This window comes from Flectobacillus major DSM 103, from assembly GCF_000427405.1.
Classification (GTDB): Bacteria; Bacteroidota; Bacteroidia; order Cytophagales; family Spirosomataceae; genus Flectobacillus; species Flectobacillus major.
The window spans coordinates 869,145-887,305 of record NZ_KE386491.1 but is presented as its reverse complement, the minus strand read 5'-3'; the positions used below and the strand labels follow the sequence as shown (position 1 = coordinate 887,305).

The following is an 18,161-nucleotide window of genomic DNA, read 5'->3' as shown; positions in this document are numbered from 1 at the left end:
ACTAAACAATTACAGCAATGGATTTTCCTCTGAGCGTTTTTCCGACAAAAGGAGAGTTTTTAGAATTAGATACAATATCTTTATAAACCCATTCTTCATCTTCATTGAATAGCGTCAAGTTAGCCTTGCTTCCTTCTTTGATTTCGGGTATTGGCAAACGCAAGATATAACGAGGATTAACTGTAATTTTTTCAATTAAGTCTTCGGTACTTAAACCGATATTGTACGAATTAGCTACTGCATACAACGTTTCGAGACCAATGATACCAAAATCGGCCATATCAAATTCTAAGTTTTTGGCTTCTTCGTCCTGAGGATTATGGTCAGAAACAATAGCATCGATAGTACCATCTACCAAACCTGCCCATAAAGCCTGTACATCTGTTTGTGTTCTGAAAGGAGGGTTTACTTTATAATTTGTATCAAAACCTAATAAATCCTCTTCAGTAAAGCATAATTGATGTACGGCCACATCGCATGATACAGGCAACCCTTTTGCTTTTGCTTCACGAATTAAACTAACCGATTCGGCAGTCGAAATACAAGCGAAGTGTAATAAAGGTTGGCTAGTGTTGGGTGTACCAAAAGGCGTTTCCATAACATATTCCAGAAGCTTCAAATCGCGCATAACACTGATTTCTTCGGCCATTCTAGGCATACCTTTCATGCCAATAAGCGTACTCACAAAACCCTCGTGCATCTGCCCAAAGTGGGTCAAATTCATATCTTCTGGGCGATTAATTAGCACCCCACCTAATGGCGTTAGATATTGTAAAGTTTTCAGTAAAATATCAGGATTCTGGATAGGGTGCTCGCCATCGGTAAAAGCCACAGCTCCTGCATGATGCAAATCTATCATCTCTGTAAAATCCTTTCCTTCGCATTTCAAGGTTACAGCAGCCATTGGGTGAAATTTAATCAAATCTCCAGACTTTTTGAGATAATGAACACTTTCACGTGTTTGAACAGTTGGCTTGGTATTAGGCAACAATGCAATTTCAGAAAAACCACCAGCTAAAGCGGCTTTTTCTAAAGAATATAGACTTTCTTTTTGCTCATAGCCTGGGTCTTTGGCATGAACTCGCATATCAAACCAACCCAACGACACACAAAGATTGGGGTGACTTATCACCTCATCCGCCTCAAGGGTTAGTCCCTCTCCTATTTGGCGAATAATACCATTTTCGATAAAAATATCTTTGAGCTGACCATTGAGGGCAGTACCTTTTTGAATAATTTTTGCGGAGCGAATCAGGATTTTCATTGTAGTAAAAACTCGAATCGTATTTCGAGATATGGTCAAAAAAAAGCCCTGAGAAACAGGGCTTTATACAAAAAGTAATCTTAATTAAAGTCCAATATGTTGTTTGTATGTATCGGCATCCATCAATGCGTCTACATCAGCCAAGTTTGCAGGCTTCATTTTAATCAACCAACCATCGCCATAAGCATCTGAATTTACTAATTCTGGCGAATCAATTACTTGAGTATTTACCTCAACGATTTCTCCAGCAATTGGTAAAAACAAATCTGATACTGTTTTTACAGCTTCAACCGTTCCGAAAATATCGTTCTCACCTAAAGACTGGCCAACGGTCTCGATTTCAACATAAACAATATCACCTAGTTCGCCCTGTGCGAAATCTGTAATACCTACGATGGCAACGTCTCCATCCACCTTAATCCATTCATGCTCTTTCGTATAGCGAAGTTCTGCTGGGAAATTCATTTCTTATGCGTTTACGGTTTGTAATTTGATATTTTTGTTGAAGAATTGTGACGCAATTTACTGGAAAAACTCCAAACTGCCAATCTTTCAAACAAGGTTTTGAATAGAAAGCTTACTTGCCTCAAATACCTTGCTAGCTAAACAATTGGCTATAAGGCCGTTTGATATTTTTCTACTTAATCCGACAAACTAAAACGCACTTGAACACCAGCCGCCACAGTTGAACGATAATATGAATTAGATACCAACGGGTTGTTAAACATTTTGTCGAAATACATGTTCAAGTTCAATTTTTTACTGACGTTATAACTAATCTGTGGCCTAAACTGAAAATTCACAAAACCTTGTGTTACAACGGTTTCTGCATCTAATTTCCGTTGAATCGTTCGGGTATCTCTTACTGTCAAGTTCATTTGAAATTTCAGGTCATTTGGCAAACGCACTCTACGCCCTTGAACCCTAAACGGAACTAGCATATTAGCACGGGTAAAGCCCATTCCTATCGTAAAATCTTTATTACTCAATTCGGCTACATACGAGTTTGACAAATTGAGCCCTACACTACGGTCTTGTGCGTACTCCAATCGAAGTGTAATTTTACTTTTGGTAGTAGCATTAAAGCCTACCAATGGAGCAAATTTTTCTTCAAATTTAATGGTACTCATTACATAAACAGGTACTAAATACCCTTGGTCGTTAATCCTTGATGAAAGTGGATATAACATATTGTTGATATTTAGTTCAAAAGGATTGGTATAGTCGAGCGACGAAACGAAATTACCTACACTATAAGTAGAAGTGTATCGATGTGTAAGTGAAATAGCCGAAAACTTCCTTTTAAACCAACCTACATTTGCTAATCCGTTGTAATCTAATTGCCAGTTGGGCAAAGGAATATTCACAAATGGCGAGAAACTTACCTTATTGGGCGATACACCACTATAAGCTGCAAAGAAAGCTGGAATAAGCACATCTTGCGAATTTTGGTCATATTTACCAATAATAGTTTCTCCGTTTTCACCAATCACCGAAATAGGCCCTCGTTCGGTTTCAAAACGTTTTAAAATAATATTTCTGTACTCTCTAAAACGGTTGAATAACTTAGACGTTTCGTTTGGAGCATTGCTATCAAATGCTGTTAGAAACGACAAAAAGGTCATGCTATAATTACCCGAATGCAAAGGACTTTGGTGCTCAAAGGCTCCTCCTGGGGTTGTTGGTCGATAAAATTCTTGATAGTTATCGGTTCTCGACCACTTACCTTCTATCTGAATACGGAAATCTCTAAATGGTTCTACAGCACTTCGATAAGTAAGATTTTGGGTTTTGGTCTGAACAAAAGGTATATTTTGTACGGTACTTTTAGTGAGCCAACCATTAGCTCCTGCCCTTTCCAAAATACTATAATCCTGACTTCCTGTGACAAATCCAAAGCCTGGGGCTGAGCCATCGCTACTCATTCCTAACAAGCCCGGACTTGGCATAAAGCCTGGTAGCGTAGTTGATTCTACAATATTATAGTTTACCTGAATTCCCCGAATTGCCATCAGCAAGCGTGTTACACTACGAACAAAAGTAGGTTGTGGCTTGATAATGTCTTCATCATCACCCGGATTTCTGGCAACATTTTTACGTTCTGTTCGTGGCTGATTAGCCAATCTTAACGCACGAATACGGTTGTACAAAGCCACAAAGTCGATTTTACCAGTAATGCCTCTTTCTCTGGTGTTTTTAATCAAATTTCCAAAAGGAAGATTCAATGAGTCTCGAATATCGTACGAGTTAGCCAAATACTGATACCCAAATTTATGGCTGTAGTCGGCCGTCATCCAGTCGGTCAATGGTGATTTATTGAGTGGCAAACGCCAAACAGCACTAAAGTTTTGGTCAAAATTCTTGGTACGACCAAAGCTTTTTAGGTTTCGCCAAACAGAATCTTTTTTGGCCTGAGTATTGATGTCGCCCTCTGGTTCGTCGATAATAGCATTAGCTGTAGCATTGTAATTCACTATAACAGATTTGGTCAAATTCCAGCCCAAGTTATATTGTCGGTTAAACATCCAATATTTTTCAAACATAGGAGGCACACCGTCGATTGTTAACTCTGAGTTGCGAAGCTGTGTTTTCACAAAATTCCTATCCATATCTGCACGCACTGTCACAGAGTTTGGCAATGGTGAGAAATTAAATTCTTTGACCCAGCGTAACAATGGGTAATTAGATTTAATCCCTTTGAAGGGTTCTATTGGACGGCTCGTACCTGTATAGGTATAAGTAATACCTCCACGATGTGATACCTGACGGTATTCATCAATCAATGTGTTGTGCCTTGTCATTTCGGCAAAAGCATACGAAATAGAAACGTTTTCGATGTCCCAAGGGTGCGATTTACTATTATTTCCTACTTTTACTTTTCTAACATTCGTAAGGTTGATACCTCGTCTTTCGGTATTATCTTCTACCAATCGACGGTAGCGTTCTCTTGCGATAGGGTCGCTGATATTATTCAAAGAAGCCTCTAAAGGTATATCAGGGTCGAGTGGATTAAAATGTGGCGTAGCATTACTACGGTCATAACTAATGTACAAAGGAATTTTGAGTCCCCATCTTTCGGGCAACAACTTATCTAAATTAATATTAGCCGCAATTCCATAGGAATAGGTATTCTCACGTGAGCGTTCTGAAATTTTTGATTGAACACCCCCAAATCCATATCCTTTATAAGCTCCATTAATGGTTACATTGGCAAAATCAGCTAATTTTAAGCCTAGTTTACCTATAGCGGCACTTCCCGAAGTTTGGTCAAAGCCGTTGGCCCGTAATTCATCTACCCAAATACAGAATGATTTTGGTAAAGCATCAGCGGTTTTAGGATTTCGTATCCCAATCATCAACGACACGACAGCCCCTAGGTCTGGACGACCCACCACTGTTACTTTGTACACTTGGCCGTTGTTTCCTAGCACCGTATCTTTTGAATAAGGCGTTAGCAAGGCCACATTGGCTCTGTCTCGTGCTAATTTGACAGCCCTCAAAGCATCGAAAGGAATATCTATTTCATTTTCAGTTGGCCAAACGTCTAATGGTGTGTACCCTCCTGAGCGGAAGGCCGTTTGACGCAACCCTTTGGTTTCTATTTCATAATAGTTATCGGTTTGGTCTGTACCTACTCTTATAAAAGCCGCTACTTGTCCATCTACATTTTCTTGACTTTCCATGTGAACGAACATTTTGAGATTTTTATAATTCAGGAAATCGAAAAGCGTATTTTTGAATACAGCTCTTGAATCGCCATCTCTCAAGCCATCCACACACAAGCTCATTGATTGCTCGTTGAGGGCAATATTATTGACAGTTGTTACATCACGGTCTCTTTCAAAACCTGGCGGAACAGCATAGGGAACAGTCTGATTAGATTTACCGTCGGTTCGGGCGGTAGGGCCATTTTCTTCGATATTGACAGTACTTACCTTGAATTGTGCATCGTAAGGCTCAGGTACTTCTTGCAAACCTCTTGGGGTGAGTTCGCCAGTATATTTACGATACTGATAGCCCGATAATTGAAATGAAGCAAAACGCATTACCACTGGTGCTTCCCAGTCGGTGAGGAACATCCTGATAAATCGCATCGACTTGAAGCCGTTGATACTACCTACTTTACCCGTGTAATTTTTGATAGGAATTCTGAACAAATACCAACTTACACCACCTTCTGTAATTTTATCGACAATATAATTTTGACCAACCGCCATTTTCTCTTTCTTCATATCCAACTCATATTCGTAATACGCATCGGTGTCGGTAATGGTATTGTCGTTATTTAAGTCTTCACGGTCGGGTTGTTGGTTGTTAGCCTCGGTATATCCTGAAGCGGTATTGGTTGTAGATGGGGGCGAGTTATTCTCTAAGCCCATATAGTTTTTGTATCGCTTTACAATACTTGAGGTATTGGCATAACGTTCGTTGAGATAATGGACAAAATCATCACCAGAAGGGTCAGCTTCAATTTCTGATTTAATATCAGCATCAATATTTAGCCCCTGAATAGCATTTACATAACTACTGAATTTATTTTTTTCATTCCAAATATCATCATCGGCAGTAGGATTATTCGGTAAGCCATCCAAGCCTACGTCTTGTTGTTCTCTACCATTTTGCAAATCAAAAGCATTGGTAACAAACTGACGACGAGGAGCCAGCCCCCATACTGTAGAATCGACATTGGCCTGAAGGCCATCCAATACTTTTTTACCTACAGGAATACCATTTTCAAAGTTATATCTTCCATCAGGAATAAAATCTTCTGAAACGTCCCCTAAGTTAAAGACCAACTTTCCACCTGTATTATTTCGTACGGCACTGGCTTGTTTGTCTTTATCAAAATTGCCTGTTGCTCGTACAATACCACTTCTATTACCAGCCTGTTCAGTAGCTGTTGGGTCAAAATCCACAAAGGGGTCCATCATCCAAAACTCCAATGTTTCGATATTGGCATTGTCAAAATCGGTATCAGAAGTAATAGCTCGGGTAATTGCCCCAAAGTTTTTACGAGGATTATTAATAAAATTGTCTAGCCTAGGATTGTAGTTATAAATCCCTCGCTCTGTTGGAAAGTATGAAATATCTAACACACCAATAGGTATATTGATATTATTAGCAATTGACCTATTGGGAAATAGTGCCTGAGATGCCACCACACGCTCATAGGCAAAATTATTTACCTCCTGAGAATTGATTCCTAAACTACCAGTTTCGAGGCCACTAGAACCATACAAACTATAGTCGACAGTATAGGCCGAAATTTTGGCTCTATTAAAATTACTTTCTATCGAAGCTGGATTGGCTGTGGTAACAAGTGTTTTAGGCACCGAACCCGGCCGCCACGCTGTAGCTTGGTTGTTCAAACTAAAGATATTACGTGCTGCCTCAAAGTCGTCGATAAAGGCATTGCTATTTACATCGCTATTAACAGCTGGAATAATTTTGGCAAACTCTCCTTGAAAATCTACAGCCGATACCTCTTTGGTACTAATCAATGGCAAGGCATCTACCAAACGAGTCAGTAAAAGCGATTTTTTCTGAAAAGCAGCATCTACGCCAAAAACCGTATTACTGATAGGTTCGTTACCGATTTGAACCCTTCTCCAAAATCCTGGAGGGCTTTCGGTTAGGTGCTGGATAGTTCCGCCTATATGAATATCCTTACCTAGCATATAATCAACATGCGAACCAAGCAATGTTCTGATTTGGTTGTTAAACAAATCAGGTTTTTCATAACATATTCTAATCTCACGACTTGAATTAGAAATACTGGCATTCAAGATACGTACTTTACTTAACTGTGGCTCAACAATATAATCAATACCAGCAGTAAGAGGCACACCTCCTGCTGTTACCTGAACAGAACTACCATCTACCCCAAAAGGTAAGGTAACATCGCCACCCAATGACGACTGGTAGCTTCCTTTCAAGAAAAACTTGTTTTTGCTGGCAATTTGCTGAGCGTCTGTTAATGTCGAAGTATATAGTTTGTCAAATACGTATTTATCTATTAATTGAACTTCATCTGAATCAAATTTTTTCCGTAAAGTACTTCCAAAAGGTTCTAGTACAGGAAACATTACCTTACCATTCTTGCTATCAATGGTTACGCCTTCTACAAAGTCAAAGTTTCCGTCTATTTGTTGGTCACCATTCTGATTGAGCCTATCTAGCCCAAACACTCGAATCAGCGGTACATCTTTTAGATTTCGCCCTTCTTGTAAATTGGGGTTATCAATTCCTGTTTGGTCATCTTTATAAATTACTCGCAACTGAAAGCCCTGCTTAGTCAACTGTTGTGTATTTAATGAATAAACGTTTTTCATCATCAAATTCCACATGGGGTGATTGAGTACATTTCTGACAGTCGATGATTTCAGCATTTTTAGTACCAATACCTCATTGTCTTGGCGGTTCTGATAATCTTCGGTTAGCTCACCAACTTGGTATTTTTGGCCATTGAGGGTATATTCATAGGCTACAGCCAATACCTCATCGTTGCGTAATGGCGTAATCAATGAGATATAGCCAAGTTCTGGACTAAAGCGAAACTCTCGGTCGGATAGCCTTTTAGCACCTCTCAAAACATCAAAGTCAGTTCCTTTATCAAACTTATACTGTGAGGTTAGTACAGTAGTAGTTTTATCGGCCTGACGTACCTCTTTATTCCCTGTATTAGGGTCTAGGATGTCATTGTATAAAGTATTGTTTTTGTTGTTGACAGGCGAATTAGCGGCAACATTGGCTCTTACCCCATTATTGGGGTTGTAAGGATTATTGGGGCTGGCTTCTCCAAGGTCAGAAAAAGCCACAATATTTCGTAGTGTCTCGGTATTTTGAGAGCGGTTGGTCACATACACCTCTACCCTTGTAACAGTAACCCCCGAGGTAATTACAGGAAGGCTTTTTAAAGCCCCTTCATATTTGTTACGAAAATACGTCGATAAGAAGAAGTTGCGGTTTTCATCATAATTGTCGGCACGAATTTCAAAATTTTTGCCTTGCGAACCACCTTTCAGAGTAATACAATCTTGTTTAGAACGCTGTTGAGCAGCCACTACAGTTACGTCTACTTTGCCAAAACGCATAAGAGTTTTTACCCCAAAAAGATTCTGTACACCAGGAATAAGCTGGCTATTGAGTGTCCAAGAAGTATTACCAACTTCAATATTCTGAAGAATATCCTCTTCGTTTGAACGCCAGTTAAGCTTTAATTGGTTTTGGAAATTAAAACTTGCCTTGGTATCAAAATTGGTATTGAGATTGAGTTTATTACCGATTTTACCCTGAAAGTTAATCTGAGCTTGTTCATTAAAGTTTAAATTACCAATATAACGTTGCTGAACAGGAATCGCTGGGTTATCGATAAACTGACCAATATATCCTATATCAAGTAATATATTACCATTGGGTTTGAAGTCGATTTCAGTTCCTCCAAAAATTCTATCAATAGCAGGAGGCAATTCAATTTTAGGCAATAGTCCTCGCCCTTTGGTGTCATCTTTACCATCTTGTGCGGCAGCGTATTTCCGCCAGTAGTCTCGAACAAAACGATTTTGTTGAACCTTTTCATATTCGGCTATTGAAAGCTGCTGAGCTGGCCTGTAGTCAGGATTATCGTTAAGGTTATTGAGTTTTTCATAAACTGCCATTCTACCCACCGAATCCAGTTTAAACTCGGTAGAGGTAGTTTTGGTATCTTTTATGATAAATGGTGACGATGGGGTTTTATCTGAAAAACGATTGGTATAGCGGTCTTTTAGTCTATATCGAGGACGACGACCAGATTTTCGAACAGTATCGGCTTTCGCAGAGCTATTCTGGGTATTATTAGTTGTATAAACAGTTTTTTCCTCTAGCGTAGGGAACTCCCATGCTAAAGACGCAAATACTGACAATACAAAACTACCTGAAAGTATGTAAAACTTTTTCCGTTGCACAGTTTACAGCTTAATAGTCAAAACAGAGGTGATGTCAAAGTGGCACAATGCCACAACGACCAAAACTCTTTAATATTTTTTGAGGGTTGGCTTTTTTTACTACTTAGTATTCCTTCCCTACGCTCAAAATTACGGTTAGTGACAGCCTCAAATTTCTTACAAATTTGTCTCAAAATCAGCCATATTACTTACACCTAGTCAATTATCGTAAGGCTAATTTGATGAGTTGCTCTACAGTCAAGTTATCGCCTTCTTTTTTCACAATAGCCTCTATACTCTTTTCTGCCACATTTTTAGGAATACCCAAAGTAACCAAGGCTGCCAAGGCTTCGTTACGCACTTTTGAGCCTGTAGTAGGTAAAAATGAGGTTTGAGGGCCAGCCAACATTTGTTCTTTTTTGAGCTTATCTTTCAGCTCAATAATAGCCCGTTGAGCTGTTTTGGCACCGATTCCTTTAATACTCTGGATAGTTTTTACATCTTCCGAAACCAAAGCGTTACGAATCTCGGCCGACGACAACGACGACAACATAATCAAAGCCGTATTAGGCCCTATTCCCGAAACACTAATCAAATCAAGAAATAGGGATTTTTCGTCAGGTTCTTTAAAGCCATACAAAATATGGGCATCTTCACGGATATTCAGATAGGTAAATAGTTTACATCGTTCTACTCCATCTTGGAGTGCGGCGTAGGTTTGAAGAGAAATTTTTAATTCGTATCCAACCCCATTTACATCTATTACAACGTATGCGGGGTCTTTATAAGTCAATTTACCATCGATATAGGCAATCATAATTACTGCTAAAATTTATATGTGTTTAATCATTGGCAAACGTAAACACTATCGTTGCTCTATGCTATTTCTTATAACGTTTACTTTTCAAGAAAGATACTCTTTTTTATGTTTTGAGAAATGATAATTTCAAAAATACATAAAAAGTCCGCATAAGCCAAACGGCATAGATGCGGACTTTTATACGAAATCAACAAATAGGAAAAAGATAATTACGAAACCCTGATTTTCATACCAGCTTTTACAACATTTCCTTTTATACCATTCATTTTTTTAAGCTTTTCTACCGAAATACCACCGTATCGTTGAGAAATATTCCAGAGGGTATCACCTTGTTCTACTTTATGGAATTTTACTTTACCACTATGAACTGCTTCTTTTTCAGTACGATTTGACTTGGCGTATTTTTCAGAGCTTGTTACGGCTACTTCTTTGAAGATCACCAACGTTTGTCCTACTTGAATATTCGATTTTTTGAGCTTGTTCCAAACCTTTAGGTCGTACACTTCTACATTAAACTTATCGGCAATATTAAAGAGATTATCTCCTTTCTTAACTTTATAGCTACTCTTTTTGGGTTTTTTGTTGATAACCACATCCTCTACATCATCTTCGACCAACTCTTGTTTGGTACGGTTAGATGCCAACACAATAGTTTTGGTATTAGGTGTTGAATCTTCGGAGGTTGACGTTTTGGTTTCGGCCAGTACATCTTGTTGTAAACTTCCTACAATACCTGTTGGCAATTTTGATGCCGAATCCATAATCATGGCACGATTAGCTCGAAAATACGCCAATTCCTCTTTGGGAAGTCGCAAAGCAAAATTGCGTGTAAACCCTGGTAATATATGAGTTAATACATGAGGATTGAGTTTTTGGATATTCTCTAAACTAATATTACTCAACGATGCCAGCTTGTCTAAATCTAAGTAGTTATTCACTTGGATAGTATCGTGTTCAATTCTTTGCTCATAGTTTTCTGCTACAATATCATGCGATTCGGCATGGTGCATCATATACAAAATACCGATGTACTGAGGTACATAACCACGTGTTTCGCGAGGTAAGCAGTTATAAATATCCCAAAAGGTTTGCCCCCCATTACAACGGCGAATAGCCCGACGTACATTGCCCGGTCCTGTGTTATAAGCAGCCAACACCAAATGCCAATCTCCAAAAATATTATATAACTGACGCATATAACGGCAAGCCGATTCGGTAGCCCTTTCGGGATCAAAACGTTCGTCGACATATTCATCAATGCGTAAACCAAAATCTATTTTGGCTGTTTTGGGCATAAACTGCCACAAACCACCTGCCCCTACACGAGACATTGCTCGGGGATTTAAGCCCGACTCAATAAGTGACAAATATTTCAGTTCGTCGGGTAAGCCATATTTCTTTAAATATTTTTCATACAAAGGAAAATACACATCTTTGCGTTCAAGCATCGTTTTGGTAAAAGATGGCTTACGAAATGCAAAGTATTCTACAAATTGATGTGTTACGGCATTGTATGTCAATGGAATTTCTTTCTGAAGTGCCTCTAATCTTGGCTTAACGATATTGGGGTCTATCAACCAATTTTGTTCTACAACAACTGGAGTAGCTGGCTGAGGCAAAACTATTTTTACCGAACTGGTATCCACTACACCTTGATTTTCGGTGGGTGTGGGTGCTGCCGAAATCTGTGCATTGGTAGCGGCACTAACCAACAACAGAGAACCTGCCAAAATGGAGCGGAATGTAGTTAATGTCATCTAATTTCTGTTGATAATCAATTTTTTGATAAAATAGTATTTTCACGATAAACAAAGTTACTGATTTTTAACTTAGGAAACCAGTACTTTATTGTACACGATAAGTAAACTATTGAATTATTACAAGAAAAATTACTATTACTATTATTTATCGCTTTTATTTCACTAAAAATCTGTGAGTATCTGTAGGGTATTCAACTATCTATAAGGGCATTATAAGGCCTTTTGTTAGGGTTCCCAATAGGTTATTAATCAAGTATATTCGTATTTTAAGACCACGTCAATTTGGATTATTTGAAGTACAAATAAAAAGGTATCTTTTACCCATGCAGGTAAAGGATACCTTTTATTCAATTAGGTTTTTTTATACTATACCAAGCTCTTGGCAAATGAAAGAAGGGCATCTTCTTGGAATGCTCCTGCCATTACCTGAAACCCAATTGGCATTCCCTCGTTGTCGAGTCCGTTGGGAATAGATATGGCTGGCAACCCTACTACATTGGCCTGCACGGTAAACAAATCACCTAAATACATTTGGATAGGGTCTTCGGTTTTTTCACCGATTTTGTAAGCAGTTGTTGGCGTAGTTGGACATACCAAAAAGTCGTACGATTGTAGTAATTCGTCGGTATAATTCTTAATCAAACGACGTACCTTTTGTGCTTTGGTATAATAAGCGTCATAATAACTAGCACTTAGTACAAATGTACCTAGCATAATACGACGGCGTACCTCTTTGCCAAATCCTTCTGCCCTTGACTTTTTGTACATCGTCATTAGGTCGTTGGCTTGATTACTACGATGTCCAAATTTAACACCATCAAAACGAGATAAATTAGAACTCGCTTCGGCAGTAGTTAAAATATAGTATGTTGGTAAAAAATATTTTATTAGTGGAAAATCTACCGCTTCGACGGTATGGCCTTGAGCTTTCAGAGTTTCTAATTTTGCCCATGTTGCAGCCTTTACTTCTGGCTGTAAACCTTCGCTTTCAACGGCCTCTTTCAGATACCCAATTTTGAGTTTTTTATTCGCCTTTAATAGCTCAAAATTTGAATATGCTGGTACATCTAAAGTTGAAACGGTACTATCCTGTTCGTCTTTTCCTGCAATCACTTCCAACAATACAGCGGCATCATCTACCGACTTGGTGATTGGGCCTATACAATCGAACGAAGACGCATAAGCAATTAACCCCCAGCGTGATACCCTTGTATAAGTTGGTTTTAAACCTACCAATCCACAAAAACCCGCTGGCATACGTACCGAGCCACCAGTATCTGTTCCTAACGAAGCCAAACACATATCGGCTTGTACGGCCACCGCCGAACCTCCCGACGAGCCTCCAGCCACACGATTGTTGCCCAGAGCATTCAGGCAAGGCCCATAAGCCGAGTTTTCGTTGGTAGACCCCATCCCAAATTCATCACAGTTTTGGCTACCAATAATAATGGCATCGGCATCAACAACCCTTTGTACTGCTGTAGCTGAAAACTGAGATTCAAAACCTGATAAGATTTTGCTCCCTGCCGATGACGGATGGTCTTTGTAGCAAAGTAAATCTTTAATACCAATGACCATTCCTGCCAGCTTTCCTGCTGTATTTTGCTGAATTTTTTGGTCTATTTCATCGGCTTTAGCAAGGGCTTCTTGGTCAAAAACCGTTAAAAAAGCATTCAGCGTAACATTCTTTTCTTCAATATTTTTAAGGTAATATTCTACCAACTGACGACAGGTAATAGTACCTGCAAACAAGTCAGTTTGAATATCCTTCAGTGTTGTATAGTTCTTCAAGGTAACAGATAAATAATAATTGAAATGACTATAAAAAACAAGAGCATAGTCAAGATTGAAAAACAAGCTCGACTATGCAATTTTGATAGTTAGATAGCAGTTAATTACAGCAATTAAGCAACAGCTGTTGACGATACTGTATTAGCTATACTTCTGATTATCAACAAACAACACGTCAAATCATACAACTTAGCGTATTATTTAGTTTATCAGTAAGCTAGCCCAATGTTTCACGCCACTGAATAACTACTTTGTATCGTCCAAACCTTTAGTGATTTGTTCTTGAACGTCTTTTTGAGCGTCTTTAAATTCTTTGATTCCTTTACCCAATCCTTTCATTAGTTCAGGCAATTTTTTTCCACCAAAAAACAATAAAATAGCTAAGCCAATCAACATCAATTCGCCGCCACCTAAACCGTTCAAAAATAATAAGATTGAAGTCAGTTCCATTTCCTTAATGAGTTTAATTTTCTGTAAATATACTTAATGATTTTCGAATTAGGTCTGTTCGTTTTCGGTTTTTTGTTGACCGACCCCTACAAGACCTTTTAAAAAGACTTTTCAGTCACTCAAACGTATGTACTAATATACGTCTTTTTGTGGTTAGTTTTAGCTTATATCCTTCAATGAATCTATAAACTCGCCTCTCTCCCATGCTTCAAAATTTTCTAAATCATCTTTGAGCGAGCGAAACAACCACATAATAAGAGCCAGGTCGTCGGACAGCCCTATTACTGGCAATATATCTGGAATTAGGTCGATGGGCGAAACAAAATAAATCAACACCGCCACAATTTTGAGAATACTATTCCAAGGTACTATGCGATAGTTGCCCGATACATAGGCTTTTACCATACGCACTAGCGTAGTAATTTTGTCGGTAAGTAATTGCCCAACACCTTTATTTTCTTTGGCAGAAACCTCCTTGGCTTTTGTCAAAACCTCTCTGAGTAATTCTAATAAGGCTAGCCCTCCTCCTGCATATTTACCTGCTTTTTTGGTGGCTTGTCTAAAAAACACAGATTTTAGTACTCTTGTTGCTAAATCCTCTTTTGTCATTGCTTTATAATACTTGGATGATATTGGTGTCGTTTGGTTTAAAAATTGGCAATCCAAGTATTATTTTGGAATGACAACGAATAGAAGAAACACTTCCGTATTAGCCATGATAAATATCATCATGGTATTTTTTTGCAAATATACCATTTAGCAAATTTCCTATATAAAATTTTCATAAATTTAGATTTTAATGTTTTGTGAATTGCTAAATGCTTTACATTTGCATGAGTCTTGAATAATAACTTTTCAGGATTTATCGTACTATAAGAAACAGTTCTGGAGCAGTTAACAATGCCTTGGCTATTTATGAGAAGGTCGTGTTAATTGAATCATTAAAATTTTACAAAACAATTAATTCAATATCATCATGTCTAAAATAACTGTCGTAGGTGCAGGTGCAGTAGGTGCTACTACCGCCGATAATATTGCTCGCAAAGAATTAGCAGACGAAGTAGTATTACTTGATATCAAACAAGGTTTTGCTGAAGGTAAAGCTTTGGATATGTTTCAAACTGCCGCATTATTGGGTTGGGACACTACTTTAACAGGCGTAACTAATGATTATGCTAAAACGGCTAATTCGGATGTTGTTGTAATTACATCGGGGCTTCCTCGCAAACCTGGTATGACTCGTGAAGAGCTTATTGGGGTTAATGCAGGAATCGTTAAATCTGTAGTTGATAATATCTTACAATATTCTCCTGACGCTATTTTTGTTATTGTATCTAACCCTATGGATACTATGACTTATTTGGCATTGAAAGCGTCGGGCTTGCCTAAAAACCGTATTATTGGTATGGGTGGTGCTTTGGACTCGGCTCGTTTCAAATGCTATTTGTCATTGGCTATGAATGTTTCGCCAAACGACCTTCATGCTACTGTGATTGGTGGACACGGCGATACTACCATGATTCCTCTAAAACGCCTTGCTACTTGGAATGGTACGCCTGTGGCTAATTACCTCGACACCGATACCCTCAACAAAGTAGCTGCCGATACAATGGTAGGTGGCGCTACCTTGACGGGCTTGTTGGGTACTTCGGCATGGTATGCTCCTGGTGCGGCTTCTGCTGCTGTAGTAGAATCTATTATCCGTGACGAAAAACGTGTTATCCCTTGCTCGGTATTATTGGAAGGTGAATACGGCCAATCTGATATTTGCCTAGGTGTACCTGTGGTTTTGGGTAAATCTGGATGGGAAAAAATCATTGACTATAACCTCAACGAAGAAGAGCAAGCATTATTCAGCAAATCGGCCGATGCGGTTCGTAATATGAACAATGTACTATCTACATTGAGTTTGTAGTTTTTGTTAGATAAATACATCAAACATAAGTCATCCCCAATATTGAGAACAAACAAGGCGGTCGAAAAACTAATTTCGACCGCCTTGTTTGATTAATAATCAATAAATGCCTAACAGTTGTGTACTTTTTTCCAATAAATACAAACAAAAGGCCTCTATTATAAAAACACTCTGCCTCACCTAAGGTGCAAAGTCTATACGTGTTACAAAATATTCGGTTTCACCCATCCACGAAAACTTCATATATCGCTGTTCGTAATGCAATCTTACCCTTTTGCCTGTTAACATGGCAGTTTCCAGAGCTTGTACAACTTTTTGGTCGTTGTCATTTACAGTAAACGACCACATATTATTTACCATATTGCCTACCTGCCCCTGAGCCCCCACATTGAGTTCGCCCTCAAAAGTTTTGAATATTACACCTCTTTTCGAGAATTTTGAGACAACCCCAGCTCTTTCGCCTTCTGAATAGGCAACCTTGGTAAGGGCAAAAGAACCCACCACGGCTAGTATAATTAATACAATGATTGTAATAAATAGTTTTCTAAAAAAAGCATAGGTTGCTTGTTTTGCAGAGCTTATATGTTCGTTAAAGGCCATAGTGTTATATATTTTAGGATTATTAAGTACTTTGGAACAATCAAATTTGCAAAACTTTATGAACGTTTACAAATTCAGTCTCTTGTATCTTATCCTATTTTGAACGAATGGCAATAACGGGGTCCATACGAGCCGCCGACCACGCTGGAATAATTCCAGAAAGAATCCCAATAATAGTGGATGTAAATAGGCCCCAAAAGATATTTTTGAAGGTAAGCACCAAAGTCAATGAGCCCATTGGTATTTGGGCAATCAGCCAGACTATTCCAATACCTACTAAGCCACCAATCAAACTCAACAAAACCGACTCAAACAAAAACTGAAACAAAATAAAGTAGTTTTTAGCTCCTAGCGATTTTTGGATGCCGATAATATTGGTACGCTCTTTTACCGAAACAAACATGATATTGGCAATACCAAAGCCCCCTACCAACAACGAGAATAGAGCAATAAAAAAGCCTCCTACATTCATTTGGGCAAAAATAGAGTCAAAAAACTTAACAGCTCCATCGAGGCGGTTAATCGAAAAGTTATCGTCTTGGGTTGGCTTCAAGCCTCTACGCCCACGCATTAGCCCTGTTACTTCACCTTCGAGAGCCTCCTGCCCATTATCCCAGTCAAATGCTTTTACAGCAACATCTGGCTCAGGTTCGTCTCGCTGAAACAAACTGGCATAAGTTGTATAAGGAATATAGGCACGGTCGTCGGGCGAGCCCCCCAAACTGAGTAGGTCTTCGCCTTTGAGCTTCATTGTACCAATTACTTTAAACTTTATACCATTGATTTTTATTACTTCGCCTACTATCTCGGCTCTGTTAGGAAATAAAGCCTCTTTTACTTTTGCTCCTAGAATTACCGAAAAAGCCGAATTATCGGTTTCGCTTGGCATAAAATAACGGCCATCTTCTACAGGTACATCCGAAATCTGGTTATAATCATAGCTTACGCCTATCAAGCGGGTTTCCATACTGTTGTTACCATTTTTCAAGGTAGTTTGACGACCGTCAATAATAGATACTGCCTGAGCATTTTCAAGGTTATCTTGCAAATACTGAAATTCGGAATATTTCATATTAGGACGATTGATGTATTTCCACCAAGGGTACGAATTACTCATAATCCATGGCCACTTGCCTACATATACCACTCCTTTACCAAAAGCATCAATCTGGCTTTTGATATTCATATTCATAGAATCTACGACCGTAAAAACCGCTACAATAGAAAAAATCCCTACTGTTACGCCCAATAAAGAAAGGGTTGTTCGGAGTAAATTGGTTCGTAAAGCTTGAAGGGCAAAACGAAGACTTTCAAAAATTTGTCGAAGAAATTTCATATTGTCAGATTTGGATAAGCTAGCTATCTAATACACTACGCATTTTGGCGTATGCTGGCTATTTTAGCAAGATAAAATTACAAGCATTAGCAAAGAAAACAAATCAGGAAATGACCAACCTTGATTTTCTTTAGCATGAGTGGTAATATAAGTTTAGGATTGGAAATAAAGTTGTAAACTTTGATACAAAATGCCCTGCTAAATCTTAAATTTACGGTCTATTTTTATAGTCCATAGGTTTCTTTTCATCAAGTACTAATACGGCACTGGGTCAAGGTAAGCTTGGCTAATATGGCTGAA

General features: G+C 38.6%; 11 protein-coding genes. 1 reads left to right on the top strand and 10 read right to left on the bottom strand.

Annotation, left to right across the window (positions count from 1 at the left end; genetic code table 11):
* Nucleotide 1: 1 nt before the first annotated feature.
* From FLEMA_RS0105490 to FLEMA_RS67590, 8 genes are all read right to left on the bottom strand, one after another.
* Nucleotides 2-1,264 (bottom strand): dihydroorotase, encoded by a 1,263-nt coding sequence (locus FLEMA_RS0105490; protein ID WP_026994599.1) that lies wholly within the window; start codon nt 1,262-1,264, stop codon nt 2-4.
* Nucleotides 1,265-1,348: 84 nt separating this feature from the next.
* Nucleotides 1,349-1,729: a glycine cleavage system protein GcvH gene (gcvH, locus tag FLEMA_RS0105485; RefSeq protein WP_026994598.1), complete on the bottom strand. Its 381-nt coding sequence runs from the start codon at nt 1,727-1,729 to the stop codon at nt 1,349-1,351.
* 176 nt (nt 1,730-1,905) lie between these two features.
* A complete protein-coding gene (sov, locus tag FLEMA_RS0105480; RefSeq protein ID WP_026994597.1) occupies nt 1,906-9,210 on the bottom strand; it encodes a T9SS outer membrane translocon Sov/SprA in 7,305 nt (2,434 codons plus the stop codon).
* A 202-nt stretch (nt 9,211-9,412) separates the two neighbouring features.
* Entirely contained in the window at nt 9,413-10,006 is a 594-nt protein-coding gene (gene ruvA, locus FLEMA_RS0105475; RefSeq protein WP_026994596.1) for a Holliday junction branch migration protein RuvA, read from the bottom strand.
* A 212-nt stretch (nt 10,007-10,218) separates the two neighbouring features.
* Nucleotides 10,219-11,766, bottom strand: coding sequence for a lytic transglycosylase domain-containing protein (locus tag FLEMA_RS0105470; RefSeq protein ID WP_026994595.1), 1,548 nt, complete (start codon nt 11,764-11,766; stop codon nt 10,219-10,221).
* Between the two features lie 369 nt (nt 11,767-12,135).
* Complete coding sequence (gene gatA, locus FLEMA_RS0105465) at nt 12,136-13,560, bottom strand: Asp-tRNA(Asn)/Glu-tRNA(Gln) amidotransferase subunit GatA (RefSeq protein WP_026994594.1); 1,425 nt, start codon at nt 13,558-13,560, stop codon at nt 12,136-12,138.
* 246 nt (nt 13,561-13,806) lie between these two features.
* Nucleotides 13,807-14,010 (bottom strand): Sec-independent protein translocase subunit TatA/TatB, encoded by a 204-nt coding sequence (locus FLEMA_RS0105460; protein WP_026994593.1) that lies wholly within the window; start codon nt 14,008-14,010, stop codon nt 13,807-13,809.
* 159 nt (nt 14,011-14,169) lie between these two features.
* Nucleotides 14,170-14,619, bottom strand: coding sequence for a YkvA family protein (locus tag FLEMA_RS67590; RefSeq protein WP_044170873.1), 450 nt, complete (start codon nt 14,617-14,619; stop codon nt 14,170-14,172).
* 367 nt (nt 14,620-14,986) lie between these two features.
* Here FLEMA_RS67590 and mdh point away from each other — a divergent pair, with 367 nt between their 5' ends.
* A complete protein-coding gene (gene mdh / locus FLEMA_RS0105450; protein ID WP_044170869.1) occupies nt 14,987-15,925 on the top strand; it encodes a malate dehydrogenase in 939 nt (312 codons plus the stop codon).
* A 180-nt stretch (nt 15,926-16,105) separates the two neighbouring features.
* On the opposite strand, the gene FLEMA_RS67585 is transcribed toward mdh, so the two are convergent.
* Together FLEMA_RS67585 and FLEMA_RS0105440 are read right to left on the bottom strand one after the other, a co-directional pair.
* Complete coding sequence (locus FLEMA_RS67585) at nt 16,106-16,525, bottom strand: DUF8785 domain-containing protein (protein WP_052353965.1); 420 nt, start codon at nt 16,523-16,525, stop codon at nt 16,106-16,108.
* A gap of 94 nt (nt 16,526-16,619) precedes the next feature.
* Nucleotides 16,620-17,861 carry an ABC transporter permease gene (locus FLEMA_RS0105440; RefSeq protein WP_026994591.1) on the bottom strand — a complete coding sequence of 414 codons (1,242 nt, stop codon included), beginning with the start codon at nt 17,859-17,861 and terminating at the stop codon, nt 16,620-16,622.
* Nucleotides 17,862-18,161 lie beyond the last annotated feature (300 nt).

Coding starts and splice junctions, on each gene's coding strand:
- FLEMA_RS0105490 (WP_026994599.1), bottom strand. CDS start 1,264: ATGAAAATCCTGATTCGCTCCGCAAAAATTATTCAAAAAGGTACTGCC.
- gcvH (WP_026994598.1), bottom strand. CDS start 1,729: ATGAATTTCCCAGCAGAACTTCGCTATACGAAAGAGCATGAATGGATT.
- ruvA (WP_026994596.1), bottom strand. CDS start 10,006: ATGATTGCCTATATCGATGGTAAATTGACTTATAAAGACCCCGCATAC.
- FLEMA_RS0105470 (WP_026994595.1), bottom strand. CDS start 11,766: ATGACATTAACTACATTCCGCTCCATTTTGGCAGGTTCTCTGTTGTTG.
- FLEMA_RS0105460 (WP_026994593.1), bottom strand. CDS start 14,010: ATGGAACTGACTTCAATCTTATTATTTTTGAACGGTTTAGGTGGCGGC.
- FLEMA_RS67590 (WP_044170873.1), bottom strand. CDS start 14,619: ATGACAAAAGAGGATTTAGCAACAAGAGTACTAAAATCTGTGTTTTTT.
- mdh (WP_044170869.1), top strand. CDS start 14,987: ATGTCTAAAATAACTGTCGTAGGTGCAGGTGCAGTAGGTGCTACTACC.
- FLEMA_RS67585 (WP_052353965.1), bottom strand. CDS start 16,525: ATGGCCTTTAACGAACATATAAGCTCTGCAAAACAAGCAACCTATGCT.
- FLEMA_RS0105440 (WP_026994591.1), bottom strand. CDS start 17,861: ATGAAATTTCTTCGACAAATTTTTGAAAGTCTTCGTTTTGCCCTTCAA.